The sequence below is a fragment of the Xenorhabdus innexi genome (assembly GCF_002632485.1).
Taxonomy (GTDB): Bacteria; Pseudomonadota; Gammaproteobacteria; order Enterobacterales; family Enterobacteriaceae; genus Xenorhabdus; species Xenorhabdus innexi.
The window spans coordinates 35,205-50,390 of the sequence record NZ_NIBU01000009.1 but is presented as its reverse complement, the minus strand read 5'-3'; the positions used below and the strand labels follow the sequence as shown (position 1 = coordinate 50,390).

30 protein-coding genes are annotated in these 15,186 nt (G+C 45.6%); 2 read left to right on the top strand and 28 right to left on the bottom strand.

Annotated features, from left to right (window positions below; genetic code table 11):
* The 5 genes from Xinn_RS05620 to Xinn_RS05600 all read right to left on the bottom strand — a co-directional run bounded on the left by Xinn_RS05620 (position 1) and on the right by Xinn_RS05600 (position 3,527).
* On the bottom strand, positions 1–1,572 hold the full coding sequence (locus tag Xinn_RS05620) for a terminase (RefSeq protein ID WP_086954316.1): 1,572 nt from the start codon (positions 1,570–1,572) through the stop codon (positions 1–3).
* Positions 1,569–2,129: a terminase small subunit gene (locus Xinn_RS05615; RefSeq protein ID WP_086954317.1), complete on the bottom strand. Its 561-nt coding sequence runs from the start codon at positions 2,127–2,129 to the stop codon at positions 1,569–1,571. The genes Xinn_RS05620 and Xinn_RS05615 overlap by 4 nt, the downstream gene beginning before the upstream one ends.
* A gap of 76 nt (positions 2,130–2,205) precedes the next feature.
* Positions 2,206–2,475 carry a hypothetical protein gene (locus tag Xinn_RS05610; RefSeq protein ID WP_086954318.1) on the bottom strand — a complete coding sequence of 90 codons (270 nt, stop codon included), beginning with the start codon at positions 2,473–2,475 and terminating at the stop codon, positions 2,206–2,208.
* 120 nt (positions 2,476–2,595) lie between these two features.
* Positions 2,596–2,991: a hypothetical protein gene (locus tag Xinn_RS05605; RefSeq protein ID WP_086954319.1), complete on the bottom strand. Its 396-nt coding sequence runs from the start codon at positions 2,989–2,991 to the stop codon at positions 2,596–2,598.
* Positions 2,988–3,527 carry a KilA-N domain-containing protein gene (locus Xinn_RS05600; protein ID WP_086954320.1) on the bottom strand — a complete coding sequence of 180 codons (540 nt, stop codon included), beginning with the start codon at positions 3,525–3,527 and terminating at the stop codon, positions 2,988–2,990. The genes Xinn_RS05605 and Xinn_RS05600 overlap by 4 nt, the downstream gene beginning before the upstream one ends.
* Positions 3,528–3,753: 226 nt before the next feature.
* Between Xinn_RS05600 and Xinn_RS22400 the strand changes: the two genes are divergently transcribed.
* Positions 3,754–4,068 carry a hypothetical protein gene (locus tag Xinn_RS22400; RefSeq protein WP_086954321.1) on the top strand — a complete coding sequence of 105 codons (315 nt, stop codon included), beginning with the start codon at positions 3,754–3,756 and terminating at the stop codon, positions 4,066–4,068.
* Here Xinn_RS22400 and Xinn_RS05590 read toward each other — a convergent pair.
* Genes Xinn_RS05590 through Xinn_RS05580 form a run of 3 tightly spaced genes read right to left on the bottom strand, consistent with a single transcriptional unit; the run spans position 4,049 to position 5,197 of the window.
* Complete coding sequence (locus Xinn_RS05590; RefSeq protein WP_244590138.1) at positions 4,049–4,462, bottom strand: lysis protein; 414 nt, start codon at positions 4,460–4,462, stop codon at positions 4,049–4,051. The genes Xinn_RS22400 and Xinn_RS05590 overlap by 20 nt on opposite strands.
* Before the next feature lie 32 nt (positions 4,463–4,494).
* Positions 4,495–5,031 (bottom strand): lysozyme, encoded by a 537-nt coding sequence (locus Xinn_RS05585; protein WP_086954323.1) that lies wholly within the window; start codon positions 5,029–5,031, stop codon positions 4,495–4,497.
* On the bottom strand, positions 5,015–5,197 hold the full coding sequence (locus Xinn_RS05580; RefSeq protein WP_086954324.1) for a phage holin family protein: 183 nt from the start codon (positions 5,195–5,197) through the stop codon (positions 5,015–5,017). The genes Xinn_RS05585 and Xinn_RS05580 overlap by 17 nt, the downstream gene beginning before the upstream one ends.
* Positions 5,198–5,357: 160 nt before the next feature.
* Here Xinn_RS05580 and Xinn_RS05575 point away from each other — a divergent pair, with 160 nt between their 5' ends.
* A complete protein-coding gene (locus Xinn_RS05575; RefSeq protein WP_086954325.1) occupies positions 5,358–5,582 on the top strand; it encodes a hypothetical protein in 225 nt (74 codons plus the stop codon).
* On the opposite strand, the gene Xinn_RS05570 is transcribed toward Xinn_RS05575, so the two are convergent.
* The 20 genes from Xinn_RS05570 to Xinn_RS05475 form a co-directional block, all read right to left on the bottom strand.
* Positions 5,551–5,745: a hypothetical protein gene (locus tag Xinn_RS05570; protein ID WP_086954326.1), complete on the bottom strand. Its 195-nt coding sequence runs from the start codon at positions 5,743–5,745 to the stop codon at positions 5,551–5,553. The two genes, Xinn_RS05575 and Xinn_RS05570, sit on opposite strands and share 32 nt — an antisense overlap.
* Positions 5,746–5,760: 15 nt before the next feature.
* Positions 5,761–6,054 (bottom strand): hypothetical protein, encoded by a 294-nt coding sequence (locus Xinn_RS05565; protein ID WP_143706522.1) that lies wholly within the window; start codon positions 6,052–6,054, stop codon positions 5,761–5,763.
* Between the two features lie 112 nt (positions 6,055–6,166).
* Complete coding sequence (locus Xinn_RS05560) at positions 6,167–6,496, bottom strand: type II toxin-antitoxin system RelE/ParE family toxin (protein WP_086954328.1); 330 nt, start codon at positions 6,494–6,496, stop codon at positions 6,167–6,169.
* Complete coding sequence (locus tag Xinn_RS05555; protein WP_086954329.1) at positions 6,465–6,701, bottom strand: ParD-like family protein; 237 nt, start codon at positions 6,699–6,701, stop codon at positions 6,465–6,467. Before Xinn_RS05555 ends, Xinn_RS05560 begins: the two co-directional genes overlap by 32 nt.
* Positions 6,702–7,048: 347 nt before the next feature.
* Positions 7,049–8,080: a DNA-methyltransferase gene (locus tag Xinn_RS05550; RefSeq protein ID WP_086954330.1), complete on the bottom strand. Its 1,032-nt coding sequence runs from the start codon at positions 8,078–8,080 to the stop codon at positions 7,049–7,051.
* Between the two features lie 99 nt (positions 8,081–8,179).
* Positions 8,180–8,380, bottom strand: a complete 201-nt coding sequence (locus Xinn_RS05545) for a hypothetical protein (protein ID WP_086954331.1) — start codon at positions 8,378–8,380, stop codon at positions 8,180–8,182.
* Between the two features lie 200 nt (positions 8,381–8,580).
* Positions 8,581–9,072 carry an antiterminator Q family protein gene (locus tag Xinn_RS05540; RefSeq protein ID WP_086954332.1) on the bottom strand — a complete coding sequence of 164 codons (492 nt, stop codon included), beginning with the start codon at positions 9,070–9,072 and terminating at the stop codon, positions 8,581–8,583.
* A 1-nt stretch (position 9,073) separates the two neighbouring features.
* Positions 9,074–9,268, bottom strand: coding sequence for a hypothetical protein (locus Xinn_RS05535; RefSeq protein WP_086954333.1), 195 nt, complete (start codon positions 9,266–9,268; stop codon positions 9,074–9,076).
* Complete coding sequence (locus Xinn_RS05530) at positions 9,268–9,624, bottom strand: RusA family crossover junction endodeoxyribonuclease (RefSeq protein ID WP_086954334.1); 357 nt, start codon at positions 9,622–9,624, stop codon at positions 9,268–9,270. Before Xinn_RS05530 ends, Xinn_RS05535 begins: the two co-directional genes overlap by 1 nt.
* A complete protein-coding gene (locus Xinn_RS05525; RefSeq protein WP_086954335.1) occupies positions 9,621–9,908 on the bottom strand; it encodes a hypothetical protein in 288 nt (95 codons plus the stop codon). Before Xinn_RS05525 ends, Xinn_RS05530 begins: the two co-directional genes overlap by 4 nt.
* A 68-nt stretch (positions 9,909–9,976) precedes the next feature.
* Positions 9,977–10,183: a hypothetical protein gene (locus Xinn_RS05520; RefSeq protein WP_086954336.1), complete on the bottom strand. Its 207-nt coding sequence runs from the start codon at positions 10,181–10,183 to the stop codon at positions 9,977–9,979.
* Between the two features lie 20 nt (positions 10,184–10,203).
* Positions 10,204–10,647: a recombination protein NinB gene (locus Xinn_RS05515; RefSeq protein ID WP_086954337.1), complete on the bottom strand. Its 444-nt coding sequence runs from the start codon at positions 10,645–10,647 to the stop codon at positions 10,204–10,206.
* 10 nt (positions 10,648–10,657) lie between these two features.
* Complete coding sequence (locus Xinn_RS05510; protein WP_086954338.1) at positions 10,658–10,894, bottom strand: hypothetical protein; 237 nt, start codon at positions 10,892–10,894, stop codon at positions 10,658–10,660.
* A 134-nt stretch (positions 10,895–11,028) separates the two neighbouring features.
* On the bottom strand, positions 11,029–11,208 hold the full coding sequence (locus tag Xinn_RS05505; RefSeq protein WP_086954339.1) for a Lar family restriction alleviation protein: 180 nt from the start codon (positions 11,206–11,208) through the stop codon (positions 11,029–11,031).
* A complete protein-coding gene (locus Xinn_RS05500; protein WP_086954340.1) occupies positions 11,205–11,681 on the bottom strand; it encodes a phage protein NinX family protein in 477 nt (158 codons plus the stop codon). Before Xinn_RS05500 ends, Xinn_RS05505 begins: the two co-directional genes overlap by 4 nt.
* Before the next feature lie 23 nt (positions 11,682–11,704).
* Complete coding sequence (rdgC, locus tag Xinn_RS05495; RefSeq protein ID WP_086954341.1) at positions 11,705–12,613, bottom strand: recombination-associated protein RdgC; 909 nt, start codon at positions 12,611–12,613, stop codon at positions 11,705–11,707.
* Positions 12,614–12,633: 20 nt separating this feature from the next.
* Entirely contained in the window at positions 12,634–13,374 is a 741-nt protein-coding gene (locus Xinn_RS05490) for a replication protein P (protein WP_086954342.1), read from the bottom strand.
* Entirely contained in the window at positions 13,371–14,291 is a 921-nt protein-coding gene (locus Xinn_RS05485; protein WP_086954343.1) for a replication protein, read from the bottom strand. Before Xinn_RS05485 ends, Xinn_RS05490 begins: the two co-directional genes overlap by 4 nt.
* Positions 14,292–14,384: 93 nt before the next feature.
* A complete protein-coding gene (locus Xinn_RS05480) occupies positions 14,385–14,756 on the bottom strand; it encodes a hypothetical protein (RefSeq protein WP_086954344.1) in 372 nt (123 codons plus the stop codon).
* A gap of 237 nt (positions 14,757–14,993) precedes the next feature.
* Positions 14,994–15,185 carry a Cro/CI family transcriptional regulator gene (locus tag Xinn_RS05475; protein WP_086954345.1) on the bottom strand — a complete coding sequence of 64 codons (192 nt, stop codon included), beginning with the start codon at positions 15,183–15,185 and terminating at the stop codon, positions 14,994–14,996.
* Between the last annotated feature and the right edge of the window lies 1 nt (position 15,186).

Here is a 15,186-nt window from a genome sequence, read left to right as displayed (position 1 = left end):
TCAGTTCCAGTTGAAATTAAGTTTTTGGGTAAAGCGCTGAGGTTTATGCAAAACACGATACCGCGTTGCATCCCAATCGTGGTCTTCCTGTTCGGTATCAACATCATCAGGATTTTTAGTGTCACGCACTAAGACGGGGATACGGCTTATCCAGCCTCTACAATGGTCGAATACATAGAACGCGGGCTTTTCCGGTAGGCCTGATTCTGATTGCTTGCCCTCAATGACTGCCTCCAGCATATCCGCAAAGATTGAGGCACCATTGATGCGAGAACCGGGCTTTTTATTGGCCTCCAGCCACTTCACGCCCTGTTTTTCCATCTTCTGCGCAATGGAGTCCTCATTATCTCCTGTGTTGAAAATGGAACTGTCAGCGGGACCCGTGCTCACTTTTTTGCAGATACCGGGCATCATATTTAACTGGCCTTGTGTCTTACTGCCCTGTTTAATTTCGTCAGGTTCTGCAACATCTTCACCCATCAGGCGGCTATCAATCCACTTCACCCCCTTGGCTACATTGGTCGATGACATATTGAGGCCTTTATTCAGTTCATCTGGCGGGCAACCGTACCACTCGCCTATCAAAATTAATGATCCTGATGGCGGGCAAAATTGACGCCCATCAGGCAGTGTTGCTGCTGTCCCGTCAGATTCAGCCCACCACAGATTGGCAAACGGCTTTGATTCCCCCCAGTCGTGAGAACGATCAACTGTCCAGCTATCCGGTATTTTGAATGGCTTGATAACGTGATGATTGGCATTCCACAGATGGTCAAAGCGTCCACCGCTGGTGACATCCCAAGAGCCTTCAACCCATGCCTTTCTTCGATTGGGGTCTTTGATGTTCATCAATGTGGCGATGTACTGCGGGTCTAGGTAAGGGTTTTCTTTGAAAGAGCCATGAACAGCAACACGGGTCAGGGTGATGTCTTCTTCTCGTTCTGTCTGCGGGTTAAACACCTTTTGCGTTTCACGGATAACCGTTCCACGCGGTGCAGGTTCGATAAACCGTTTCTTAACCCATGTGTGACCGATACCAAATGGATTGGTTGTACTGAATGTTTCCAGCGGGATAGGCTTTAACAAAGAACCGTCTTCAAGCGGATAATCTTCTGGTCTGAATGATGAACGGCGGCACGAAAACATCGCTTCATAGAAATCAGGAGACTTCTGTTTGGTTAATTCGTTAAAGCCGATAAAAGGGAATTCCTGCCCGTGGTAGTCCCAGTAGTCATCAGCCTCTTTACCAAACCGAAATAACAACTCTTCACCCGTTGGCCATACCCAACGTAATTCAGATGCCGACGCCAAAAAACGCGTACCATCCTTAAATAAGCGATACATACGCTTGGATTGAGTTATGATGTCCGCAAGGTTTTTGTATTCAGTATCGAAAATAACACCACGCCAGAATGAACCGTATCCCACGCCGACATTGCGTCGAAAGCGGGCTAGTTGTGCGGCTGTTTTGCCGGGGCCTCGTGTACCTTCATACAGAATTTCGTTACACGGGCAACTTAATGCTAACGACTGTGAGCCGGGTAGCGGTTTCCAAACCACATTGTAATTCATCCACCCAATACCTCGCCCTGCTGTTTCTGAGCCACTTTTTCCCAATCATCGACGCTATCGCAAGCAGGAACCGGCATGATGTTGTGTGTAGCCACCACATTTTGATCAACCTGTTCTTTAAATGCCTGAACAGCAATGTGCTTACCGAGCAGCTCAAGGTTCTTCACTTTGTCCGGCCATTTGATTTTCTTGAGTAGAGCGGCAGTGTCTTGTGACCCTATTTCCAACACTTCCATACCTGATAATGTTGTTCGCCAGACTTTAGGCCAATCCTTGACGGCTTTCAGTTCCCCGCCATCATTGAGAATGTCGAGGACATCCATTTGATCAATTTCAACTAGCCGCTTTAATACATAGGCGGCATTAATTCCCACCTCTTCATTGCGTTCAGCTTTGAGTTCAGCAATGCGTGATTGAATATCAGGTTTTGACAAGTTCTCAGACGCAGTGCGGTTTGCAGTCTTCTCGCTGTACCCCGCACGAATGGCCGCTTGTGTGGCGTTCAAATCAACGAGGTACTCGCGACAAAACATCTCTTGTTTGTCGGTGAGTGCCATTTCTTTTTCCCTTATAAAATAAAATGCCCGCTTTTATGCAGGCATTATGATTAAATCAATCTTTGTATATCGCTATTTATAATGAATTTACCCTGACAAATTCAGATATCACATCAAATTTTGACGCGTATTCTTCAGCTCTTTCTTCAAGAAAACGTTCATTTAGCTTAGAAGTTTCATTCACAAAATTAACTATATAATCACGCAATGTTTCGGAATCCAGATCTCTCTTAGCTATTAATGCACCATAAGCGGATTTTAAAAATCTCGCTTCATCAAGAGGATGTCCTGTGTGCCAAGTATCAATCTTCAGCCATGAGTTAAATTTTTTCAGTGCTTCTTCCATACTAATTTCCCTTTATATTTTATGAGAACGTGAATATTAGACTTTTATGAAATTCATTCAATTTGAAAAGTAATAAGCAAAACGCTATCAAGCACCCGTTTGTGGAGGCTTTGTGTAGTTCTATAAAATGATTTCTTCATCAGTCGGCAAGCGATAAAGTCCGTTTTTCTCTCTAATACCAATATCCATTAGCATCATGCCAAACTGATGCAGGAAAGCATTCATGTAATGCTTCCCGCGTCTACTCAGTCCCGGAGCTTTCCCACCGATAAAGACCACGCGTTCGCAGATTTTTTTATCGTAGGGTTCAAGCAATCTATCGTAAAACAATGCCTGACTACGGGGACTGAGCTTTTCACTTAACCGCCCATCAAGCAGACCCGCAATGAAGTGCTGGTTGATCTGTATATCACCAAACAGATGTCGATACACAAGGCTCTGATTGATTTTCATTAGGTGATAGCAGTAGGCTTCGGCAACACGCCAGCATAAAAACTCATGGGTTGGCATATTCATGCTTTCGCGCCCCCAAGGTCGGGGATCAACACCTGCATTTCATTAGCCAGTTGCGCCCTTGCGGACTCAATTCTTTGCTTCTCACCACCCACGCCCCAGCCATTCATGATCCTCGCTGCGGTGCTGACTCTGCGCTTCTTACTTTGATACTCCAGTTCAAGTCGATTAGCCTGAGCAAATTTACCCAAGTGACCAAGAATAAAAGCACGGAAAGTTTGGTAAACCTTCACTTCAAAGGCAGGGGAGAGCCAAGCGGCATAGCGTAGAGCAATGAGTTCATGTGCCCATGTTCCCCGTTCGTTACCGCCGTGAATCTTTCTAAGTATTTGATTTTGTTCCAAGGTGTTTTTTAGCACCTTGGTCACTTCCTCAACAAATTCCCGAACACCATCACTTTGCAAAAACTGACTCGGTTTCTGCCATGTCTGCGCTAACCCTCCTACGATTGCAGCCTTATGTAAATCATTAAGGTTGTAGGTGCCATGCTCATTACTACGAACATGAATGTTTTCAATAACGATAGCTGGGTAACTCATGGTTAAGTTCCTTTTAGTGATAAACCTTGCGCTCAGGAATAACCAGCCCAAAGAGGGTTAACCAGACCACTGCTGGCATTCCTCAAGGCTTATCCTGAAAGGTTCTTTGGTATATACGTCGAGCGAGACGCAGTGGATTTAGATATGACAAAGTCATCACCAAATGCGATAACTTGGAAAAACATTAGGTATATTGATTAGTTAATTTTTACTATTGAGATCTCATATGATTAATACAGGCGTCTTACTCAGTCACATAGTATTAGTGTGGGCATACCTTTCGCTCCGTTCATCACAAAAAAAAGAACAAGCACGGTATCTTTATTCTTTATTTAAAGATCATGAACAATTTATCGGGAAAAGCCCGGATTACATTATTAGCAAAACAATGAAGCCATACCATTCTGGCACTAAGGAGCATGGCGTAGAGTTTGTACAATGGAAAATCGGAAAATTAATTATTGAAGCTTGGTTTAAAAATGAGGCATGCACTTGCATAGACTTTTATTTGCCAAAATGGCTCACTGACACTGCTCCCTAATATACTCCTGCAACCCCAGGATCATTTGTTCTGAGGTGGCAATGCGCTCTCTGAGTAACCAATAATTTCGGATAGCGGAGTCTGTAGGTCTGGCGAGGGCTGCATCATCCATGCCGGAGCTGGCAACGGTTTTAGACACGGGGCACTTGGCTTGGATGTACACCCGTTCAGGATGAGCAAGAGAAGCAGAGTGCAACCGGTCAATTTCAGTCTTGGCATGGGCGAGTTCCTGCGTGTGCTTACTATCCAGTTCATGCAGCATGTCAATGTGCGTGTTCTGGTAGTTGATGGTGTCCGTCAGTTGCTGGATTTCGGTTATTTTGTCTTGGGTGGCTTTAAGTTGTACCTTGTATTTATCGCGATAGAGGCAAGCTGCCCCAGAAGTGACAATCAAGGCAATGACAACGCCAGAGGTGAAATTGAACTTCATTCATCCAACCCCCAACAGGTTAATTCCGATTCCTGAGCACGTCGCTCTACCTGACCATAACAGCCATTAGCTTGGCCTTGGGTCTGTCGGCAATCTCTGCCGCCGTCAAATATCCAGCGTTTAATTTCCTGACAAGCCCCTTGCCTATCACCCGCATTCAGTTTTCGGTAGAACGTGGAAGAGAAGCATCTACCGGGGCCGATGTTGTATGGGCAGAAACTGGCAATGCCGGCTATCTGTGGTTCAGTCAGTGGCACGTTAATATGGCTTCTGACCCATGCAACGGCCTGATCTGCTTCTTTGGCGTTGAGATCACGGCATTGGTTCGGTGTCAGTTGCATACCCTGACGAACGGGAGCACCATCAATTCGGGTTACGCCCCGGCAGATTGTCCAGATGCCAGCTGCATCCCGATACGCCGATAATCGGTTGCCCTCTTTTTCATCCAAAAACTGAGCGAGAATGGCGGTCGCCCCTGCACCGGAAAGCACCAGACCGATAACGGCAGCACTTAACTTACTCGTCTTTTTCATGGCGGTTGAATTCCCGGTGTTTGTAGTACCAGTTCACGGCAAACGTGCCGATGGTACACATGATGCCAATGACGATAGCCCAGTCGTTTAATGACAGCGCACCGAGCATAGCGGTAAATGCGCCCCATGTGTACGCTGTGGGGCTGGTGTATTTGTCCATAATCATAATCCCCCCCCATCAGAACAATGGGTGTCCGTGGGGTGAGTTATGATCGCCCCTGTGTCGGTTAAATGTAATAAGTTAATAATTAAGGTATGCTATTGAATCAGCCAAAATAATTAATCAATGGAGGGATGGCTGATTACCTCTAAATAAAGGAAAAAGCATGATAGTGGAAAAATACTATCCATTTAAATTTTCTGTAGAAGAATCAATACCCGAGCCTCTAGCTCGTGAACTGATTGCTATCAAACAAGTTTTAGTCAGTATCATTGCGACTGACTACGAGAAAAAACAAGTTATTATAAATGGCCTATCACAGAGTGATTGCCCAATCATCAAAAATATTGTCGATAATATTAAGCTGATTGACGAAGATCAGCACCAATAACCATTCCGGCATCGATTAATTTAGTTGCTTGGTTTTTCGCTCTGATTTCATCAATCTCTACTTGATGAATAGTACGATAATGATTAACAGCTCCTGATAGATCAGCGAGCTGTTTTTCCAGTTCGACAACCTTTCTTTCCAGTGCTTCAATGCGCTTTTCCATGATTCATCTCGCTATTTAATATTGATTCACAAACTCGACTACTTTATTTTTCGCCCACTCTGTTGCCCTGAGTTCAAAATCTAAGAACGTTGATTTTTCATCATAATCTTCAGCATAAAGTAGTTTCACATGAGGTGTTTCAGGGGACAGAACTTCGTCTGTTTCTTGCAGATAAACATAAACATCGGCTTCCAGCATGGTGACTCGTTCAGAAGAAAAAGAGAGTATGCTCTGCTGTGCTATACCGTCATTATTCTTAAATTCCGCTCTCGAATTCATCTTCGGGAATTCCACTATAATATTCATCATTCACCCCGCATGAGTTAATAGGATGCCAGCCGCAATGCGTGTATACGGATGTGATTAGAGTGATTGCGGTGGCAAATATGAAAAAGGCCACGCAATGCGCAGCCTTTATGTGTCATTTAATAAATTTTAAATCGTCTTTCCTGTGTCGCTTTTGTTCCTGATAAAAATTTTCATGAGAACCAAAATTTAGCAGGTATAGCTCTATCTTTTTTTCAACCCAATGGTACCCAAGCAATGTTAGCTGGTTGTTTAACTGGAATTTATGAACGCGAAGAAAACTCAAATCGCCTTTCTTCTGTTCGCCAATTTCTGGGTTGTCGATAATTTTTTCTATCTCATCTTCCACGACTGCAAGAAGATTTTCAGGTAATTTAGATAATGCCTTAGAGAAACGTCTTGTTTCATAAACATCAATCTTGGGACTTTTTTGTCCTTCTGACATAACGCGACACCTTACCATTATCGACTTCGCTTTTCGCTAGCAAGACATCAAGGATAAAGGAGTACGGCAAATCGGGGTTATCTTCGGCGATGCGACCTATTTTTGCCCAATGTTCGATCTGCTTTGGTACACTCCTGCTTGACGCTTCTGCGTGGATTTTTACATCACTCACGAAGTCATCATCTAAACGGATACTGACAGCCATTTGGTTAACCCTCCTCGACGGTTTTTACTACATGCGGAGCGGACGCATACGCTTTCGGAAGCGCACTTAAAATATGCACCATTTTGACGAATAACGCAATCTTTTGTCGCAATAAATGATTATATGGTTTCGCAATCTACCTGAACCCATTGAATTTGTTTCGATGTCGGGATTTCGATGTCGGGATTTCGAACTACCTAAGAATCCTCGGTAGTTGAATAAACCCATTCGAATTCATCTTTCATAAATGCTCGATACACCAATCCGAGGTGTTGCTCGAAATGGTTAAAACCCTCGAATTCGGGGGAATTAAAATATTTCTAACAGTTCAGTTGTAAACTCTAAGTTTACAGCTGCCCGTTGATCTCCTGCTCAGTCTGCTTAAACCGCTCTTCTTCCAGCTCAACGCCCAGAACCCGACGATTGAGTTTCAGCGCCGCTTTCAATGTTGCCCCGGAACCCATAAAGAAATCCGCCACCACATCCCCTTCCCGGCTGCTGGACTGGATAATATGTGTCATCAGGTCAGCAGGCTTTTCGCAGGGGTGCTTGCCCGGATAATACTGAACGGGTGCAAATTGCCAGACGTCGGTATAAGGCACGTCTGCCGTCACTGAGAACGGGCGGCGCATTAAACCGTATTCCTGCCGCAACTCGTCATACTGGCGCGACAAAAACTGGTGTGATTCCACCAAATTAGAATGGGGCTGATTCAGCTCACCACGCTGGTGCTTCTCTTTAGCCACGCGGTCAAACAACACCTGCAGCTTTTGATAGTCCACAGCATTGGGTAACTGCCATTGGCTATCACTGAACCAGTGACTGGCCATCTGCTTACCGGTTGCCGCATGAATTTCTTTCGCCGTCACGCCCAGTGCTTTTCGGGCATCACGGAAGTAATCAATCAGCGGTTTAAATACCGACTGTTTCAGGGCCCGGCATTGTTTGGAATAGCCATCGCCTTTCGGGTGATACGACCCTTGGTAATGTTCGGCAAAAATAATGCGTTCTGTGGCCGGAAAATACATCCGCAGGCTTTCTTTATTCTGCCTGCGCCACGGGCCGGACGGTTTCGCCCAGATAATATGGTTTAACACATTAAAACGTTCACGCACGAGCAGCTCAGTATCTGAGGCCAGACGGGAACCACAGAACATATACAGGCTGCCGTTGGGTTTCAGTACCCGCCAGAACTCAGTCAGCATCTCGTCCAGCCACGCAAGGTAAGCCGTGACATCCTCCCACTGCCTGTCCCAGCCACATTCTTTAACCCGGAAATACGGTGGGTCAGTGGCTATCAGGTCAATACAGTTATCCGGCAGGGTTTTGATAAATTGCAGCGAGTCGTCGTTAATTAATGTGGTACTACTTAAATTCACAAGCTATTCCATACATCGACACTGGCGGGCTTGCTGGAAAACCACAGGCAAAGGCGAGGTATCAAAGCCCCGCCCTTGATGGCTTAAGACATTACCCGATTAAGGGCAACGTTTGAAAAACGTCTCATCGTCCCGGCTTTCCATCAATCCAGCCAGGCAAAATTGAGTTAAAAGTAATTGGCAACGTGGCGTGGACAGCCCCGTCAGGGTAGAAATATCGGCAACAGATGCCCAGTCATACAGAGGCACAGTTTCCAAAACGCAGGCTGCTGTTGTTGTCATATCTTCATGTTTTAGCATGATAATTTTAACCTTCTGGTCAGTTATTCGGCGTGAACACACATGTAACTCTGACCCATGACAACAGCAAGTCTTATGTTTATTTCAGGCATAAAAAAACCCCGCGAGTGGGGTTATTGTTCTGGTAAGGCCACCTAAGAAACACTGACGGCAACCTTACCAAAAATTATTGCTCATTTGCTCATTAGTGTCAACACGTTCTAGGCAATCTTTTTGATTTTCTCTACACGTTTACGTGAATTAAATGCATTTTGCAGAGGCTGATATAATAGGTAAACACTGGCTGCCAGAATTTCATCCACTTCACGGCGACATGTCCCACGAGAAGGCTTCCTTAAGCGCCCGCCAGAGCGCGTCATCATTCTGCGGGGTTTCGCAATCTTGTGATAATAAGTTGAAATTGACAGCTTCGATGCGCCGTGAGCGTAGTAGCTGAGTAAAATCCCATAGGCTTTTTGGTCAATGCACATAACGGCATCGACCACCTGAGAAATCAACATACCATCATCATCATTGCACACAGGGCGGTCTTGCCCCTTGCGAGGCTCAACAGTCATCATGAACTTATAAATCATGTTTATCTGGCGCTTATCGATTCTGCCACTGTGAACCCATGCCCCCCACAAATTTAACCAGTTATCAATCCAGTCCTGCTGTGGTTTTGTTAGCTGCTTTTCCCTGATGTGACTCATTTTACCCCCGCAATACTGAATGCTGTTTATCGTATTTGGTTGAGAACATGACTGAGTGGCCTGTGGTTCTTGTTTTGCGTGCCTGAATCACTCTCAGTCGGGCGTGTTCACACTGCAAAACCACATGATTTTTTCTTGTTATTGCGTGGAGATACCGCGCTTCTTCAATTGCTATGTGTAAGTCTGTGAATTCCATTAATCCAGTTCCCATATCTGGACATCAAGACAGCCGCCTTTAATCAATTCGCCCCGCGTGATCCGCATATCATCAATCTGCTCATCATCAACCCAGAAATGGGCATGTGTCAGTGAGTCGAAGACCGCTTTGGGCAGGTTATCGATATCTCTTCGGCGTCGGTCTGGAGGGTGTGCAGTGATTGTTATTCTGATGCGGGAGGGGGTGAGGATGTCTAAGTCCTGCTGCTTGATGAGTGTGATGATGTTCTGTCGGTAATCTTTGCCCTTCTCTGTGATGTAGTGACCCCACCTTGAGTGTTTCCAATAATGATTAATTGTCGGCGGCCACGGCAGTTTTAAGCGGTAAGTCTTCATAGTGCGCCAACCAGTCCCCGCCTCGTCAGCTCTTTGATCGTCAGGACAATCGACCTGTCCATCTCGTGCCTGCGTTCCTCTTTGCTCATGTCAGCGCCATTATCGATGGCATAATGGCAGGCGGGACACAGTGCTGCGGTCAGGCTGTCATCCACCTTCAACCCCATGCCTTTGCCCTCATTTCTGTGGGCGACCTGAACGCCGTATTGCCCACACCGGACACAGCATTCAATCTGACCAACGGCAGCCAGCCATTTTTTACTGCGATAGCTTTTCTGTTTCATTTTATCTCCCTGAGACTACTCTCATCATTACCGTGATGACTATTCAAGTGAGGGACTGCATTTACCCCCTAAATTTCCTGAATTTTGGCTAACCCGATAATCTTATCCGTCGTAAACAGGCCGACCATCAAATCCTCATTGGCGCATCGGATGATCATGTCGTGCAGTGGCTCGTTATCCGATTCGCGGTATCGGGTTGAGTGATATTCAGCCCGGCTGTGCTGCAGGTAATAATCATCTTCCACATCGTAAATTTTGCCTTTTTCTAATTTCATTGCGTTTCCTTCCAGTTAGGTTAAATCTTATGCCCGTAATAATTCAGCGCGTAGCGTGTCTCTGTGAGTTTTACGCCCTGACAGACAGCCCATGCCTGTGAATATTCAATTAAACTGCTCATGCGCTTTACGCTCATTCTGGCGGTGCTTTCTCTTGCCAATGGCACCGGCTCACCTTCAATGCCTTCGATTAACTGCCCCTCTTTCCCGGTGGCTTTGGCGTGACCGGAGACAAAAATACATTTCCATTCCGGCAGCTTCCATGTGCTGCCCGCCCACTCAATGCCCTGTTTCGAGACGTCACCACATAACGCATGGAACTTGTCGTTCTGCGGTAGTGTTCGGCTTGAGTCTGATATGGTGACTTGAAGAGGAAATTCGTCACTGAGGGAGAGAGTATCTAAAGTGGCTTTCAGGTTATTGAGTATTCGCGCATTTCGTAGCAGAAATGTCTGCTTGTCCATCTAATCTCCGTTATAGACTTTCATAGGTTGCGTTTTCTGCACACCAGTTCCTCATTTCTGCACTATCAATTTGCGGATTGTATGCACATGGCGGCTCAGATTTAGATTTATACCCAGCCCAGTAATACCAGCCGCTACGATGCTCGGCGGTTCCACATTTAGAACAAATGTGGCCCCCACATGACTTTGACCATGAATAATCATGTTTAGCGGCATTGTTTGCCCGATCAATCGCTGCTCTTGTCATCGTTATCTTCCTCAACTGGTGAAAATGACTGACTACGGCAATTAGGGCAGACCAGAACGCTATAACTGTATTTAGCCTTAGCCTCAAATAAATTCCTACGGTCTGATATTTTCTTGCACCGGCTGCATTTGAGTTTACTCATCGTTATTTGCCCTCTGGTTCCATGCCTGAATTGCAGAATCATGATCATGGCTTTCTGGCCCATTAGCATTACAGTCAATACATTGCACAAAAAACCACGTGTCTTCTGCATACGCGCTCATTTCTGTGCGCTTACTATTACAAAATGGGCACGGATTGAGTTTATCTGTCATTCCCCCTCCAATAGCTCATCAGGGATATCAACCTCATTGCCTAACTCGGCAGCGACTACAGCGCGGCAGATAGCTATCTTTGGTGTATCACCATGTTGATATTCACCCATCAAATGTGGGCATGTTGCGTAATATCTCCATGTATCATTGACTAATTCATTGGTGAGTTCCATCCCGAATATATCAATCAATTGCCCGCACTGTTCCCAATTGGTTGATGGGGAATACTTTTGAGATTTTGTCTGAGACTCAATGCATATCTCACCGCAAAAGCCAACCGTAATAACGGGTTTCTCAAACGCCGCCACTGCAACATCCACGCTATCCTGAATTAATCCGAATGATTTTTTATAACCAATCCATCCATATTCGTCATCACTAGCACGACCACATATATAAATATCCATGCCAATCGCCTGAGCTACAGAAAAATCCAATGCCCTGCCTGTCAGTTCACTTGTTTTTAGTTTCATTTCAAAAGTCCTTCTTGTGGGGTTTATTGGGTTTCACCGCCGAGTGCGTCAATCAGACTGTCTAACATTCTGGATAACTCACCCGTGAATAACACAAAATCAGCATCAAAACGCTGGGCGAAATCTTCACGATCAATATCGTCGTTCTGTTCTTTCAATGCGTCACTGAACCTGATTTTCTTGATGGCGAAATCATCGGATAACGTGAACTGAATACGTTCTTCCCACTCCAGTGCCAACTTGGTCACGTACTTACCGGATTCAATATGCGTGGCAATTTCATCTGAAAACAAATCCTGCTGCTTGCAGCGGATAAGGCCGCCTGCTTCCAGCACGGCTTTCAGTTCTGCTTCATCCTGTAATGCCAGCCCTGCGGGTAATTCACCGTTGCTTACCCAGTCGGTGAGTGTCAATTCAATCGGATTGGATAACATGACTGGCGTTATCGGCAGTGAGCCTAACGCTTTTCTCAGAAGCGCCAGCGCATCTTCGGCTCGTCTGGCGCTGTTGGCATCCACAACAATGCGCAAATTGCCTAAATCTATCCAGAGATAGGTTTGTGATTCCCTGCTGAATGCCCGTGGTAATAGGGTGTGGATCACTTCATCCTTCAGCGCGTCTTTCTCGGCCTTTTTCAGTTTCCGATGCTGCTCACCTTCCAATTTCTCAATCTTGCCCTGCAGCTCTTTTTTGATGACCGATGAGGGCAATATTTTCTCTTCGCGCTGCATACAAATCAGAATCTGATCCCCTGTTGCATGAGTGAGTGCCAAACCGTGAGAACCCATCGGAGAAATCCAGCCCACTCTCATCATGTCCTGACTGCCACACGGGGTGAATGCCAATGTGGATAATTGCGTTTCCAGTGTTTCCGCTGAAATTTGAATGTCACGAGCCATACGATATACGATCGCATTTTTGAAAAAGTTCATATTGGTTTCCTTTTGACCGGTTATTTTCTGAGGGCTTTTAGTCTTTCGTTGTAGAACTGGTGCTCGTACTCTTGACGGGATAAATTGCAGCCTAAGGCTCTCTTTATCAGCCACAAGCTGCTTATCACAGAACCCTCATCAGACGGCGTGTATTTTTCCTCAATCTGAGTAATAGGTTCAGGTATTTTCTCGCCTGCCTGAATCCGCTTCGCCATCACCTTCAATTCACGGCCACAGAGCTTTTTTACTTCAGAGTCAGTGAGGTTTTGACGCATCATTTCAGCATGAATTTTTGTCACCATCCAATAACACGCACTGGACGGCCATTCGTAATTTCCCCAACCACGGTGCTGGCAATAATCGCGGAACACCTCGTACAGCTCATCTTCAGTGGGTAATCCAATGGCGATAGCCTCTCCCTGTTTACACCATGTCACAAACAGTCCCGGCGAAGGCCAGAACGGGGACTCACTGGCACGGGCCTGACGCATACCCGCAGAAATTTGTTCCTTGGTGCGAACACCGTTCTCAGCGAAGGCGGCGATCCATTGCTGTTTAGCCAGTGTCTCATCGGAAGCGTTTCGCAGATTAGTTTGCGTCGCAGCAGGAAAGACCTGCTTCAGGTTCTCGAATAGCACGTTAACCAACCGCTCGGCATTCTCGTTCACCACGGGCTGGCGGTTAGGCTGTTGCCCCGCTGACAGTTGAGACAGTGCCGCACCATCACGATTTTTAATGGCGGTAACCAGGTTGCGATTCATAGAAATCCCTCCCATGCTTCAGCCGTGTTCCAGTTGCCGGAGGTTTCAGCGGTGGCGTGAGTGGTGGGTTTTCGGTTGGGCTGCGTGCTCTGTGCTTCGAGCGTATCCCACTTTTCCCGTAGCTTGGCAGGGGACAGGATGTTGCAGTACCAGAATGAATCCTGATTCGCCCACTTGAACAGGTGGCAGATCTCCGCATGGGTTCGGTTATCGGCTTGCCTCATCAGGCGAATATCATTGGCCCATGCCGCCCAGTTAGGGGTTTTGGTATTCGGTCGGGCAACCAGAATTTTCTCGTAAATCCATTCGGCAGCTTTCAGGTCTTCAGCGGTTCCCCATTTGTCACCTTTGGGAGTGCTGATGGCTGCATCAGGCCGTGGAGATAATTGATTTTGAATTGACGATCCTGAGGATTCGCCAGAATTCTCAGACGTATTATTAATATTGTTATTGTTCTTGTATTGGGTGTCTACCGTTTTCGGGAAGACTTTTCCTGAATTCGGGAAAGATTTTCCCGTTTTCGGGAAGGTTTTTCCCGTTTTCTTTTTGTCTAAAATCCACTCAGAAAGCTCAGTATTTACACCGACTAATTTCATCGTTCCTTGCTTATGACTAAAAATAATTTTCCTCTCTGCAAGGGATTTAATTGCATCAGAAACATGTGTATCACCTAATCCAGTCAGCTCAGACAAGACAGTGTTAGTTACCCTATCTTGTTTTTTATTCCATCCGTAAGTTAGCCAAATAACAGCCTCAAAGCACTGCCATTCCCGCCCCGATAATCTTAGACGGGGTTTGAGTTGTTGTATTTTATTGGCTACTTTCATATACCCATCTGAAAGATCAGCCACCTGAACCTCCGGTTGTTCCGGCAGAATTATTTTATTAGTGAAGTCCACTCGTTTAACTACGTTCATGAATGAACTCCCTACCATTGAATTTGATTTTCATGTATAATTACTTCCGTGAAATGTTGTTCTGAGGGGAACACTGCATACTTCCCCTTGTCGTTAAATTGACATCTCAATTTGCATTTCTGAAGCCTCAGTTGTTACCGCAACTGGGGTTTTTCTTTTTACCTTTCCTTCATTTTCCAGAGCCTGAATTAAGCGCTCGGCATATACCCCTTCAATGACTATCACAGGTTTATTGTCTGCATCAGATATCTCAAATGCCCACTCAGGCAATCCCAAATTCACGATCATTAAACTGGCTAATCGGGCAATTCGGTTTTTATCCTTGCTTAATTTGGAGGGGTGAATACCCATATCACTTGCCAGTCCATTATTTCCAACTTCAAATACTTTTTTGTGAAAATAACTTTCAAGCATCTGCGCTTTACGCGCATTACGAGTATTTTTGACAGTTTTTGCTATTTCCATTTGTTATATTTCCTAAAGTGAAATTTTGTTAACGAGTCATGTTTGTTTCATATGGCGAAAAGAGACATCAACTATCCTGAGATAGATAATGGTTAACACGAACAGCATCATGGTGAATGTGCCTTTACGGGGGAATACCCGATTGCCTGAGTAACTACCCGGCGCTATTTCAGTTTGCTAGGGTTCACCAGTAGCTTGTCGTGTGTCCAGGTTGTTAAAGAGCAATACAAGGCAATACTAAATGCGACGGTGAGACGGAAATGGCTTAAGTTCCTCAGCTTCAATTCGTCCGTCCCTATGGACAATGACAGTAATTTTCCGCCCGATTGCCAGAGCCTTACTAATAGCACTTTGATTGACCCCAAATAGGGAGGCTGTTTCCTCCTGCCCTTTTCGGGATACAAAATCTGATAACGGAATTCTTTCCATG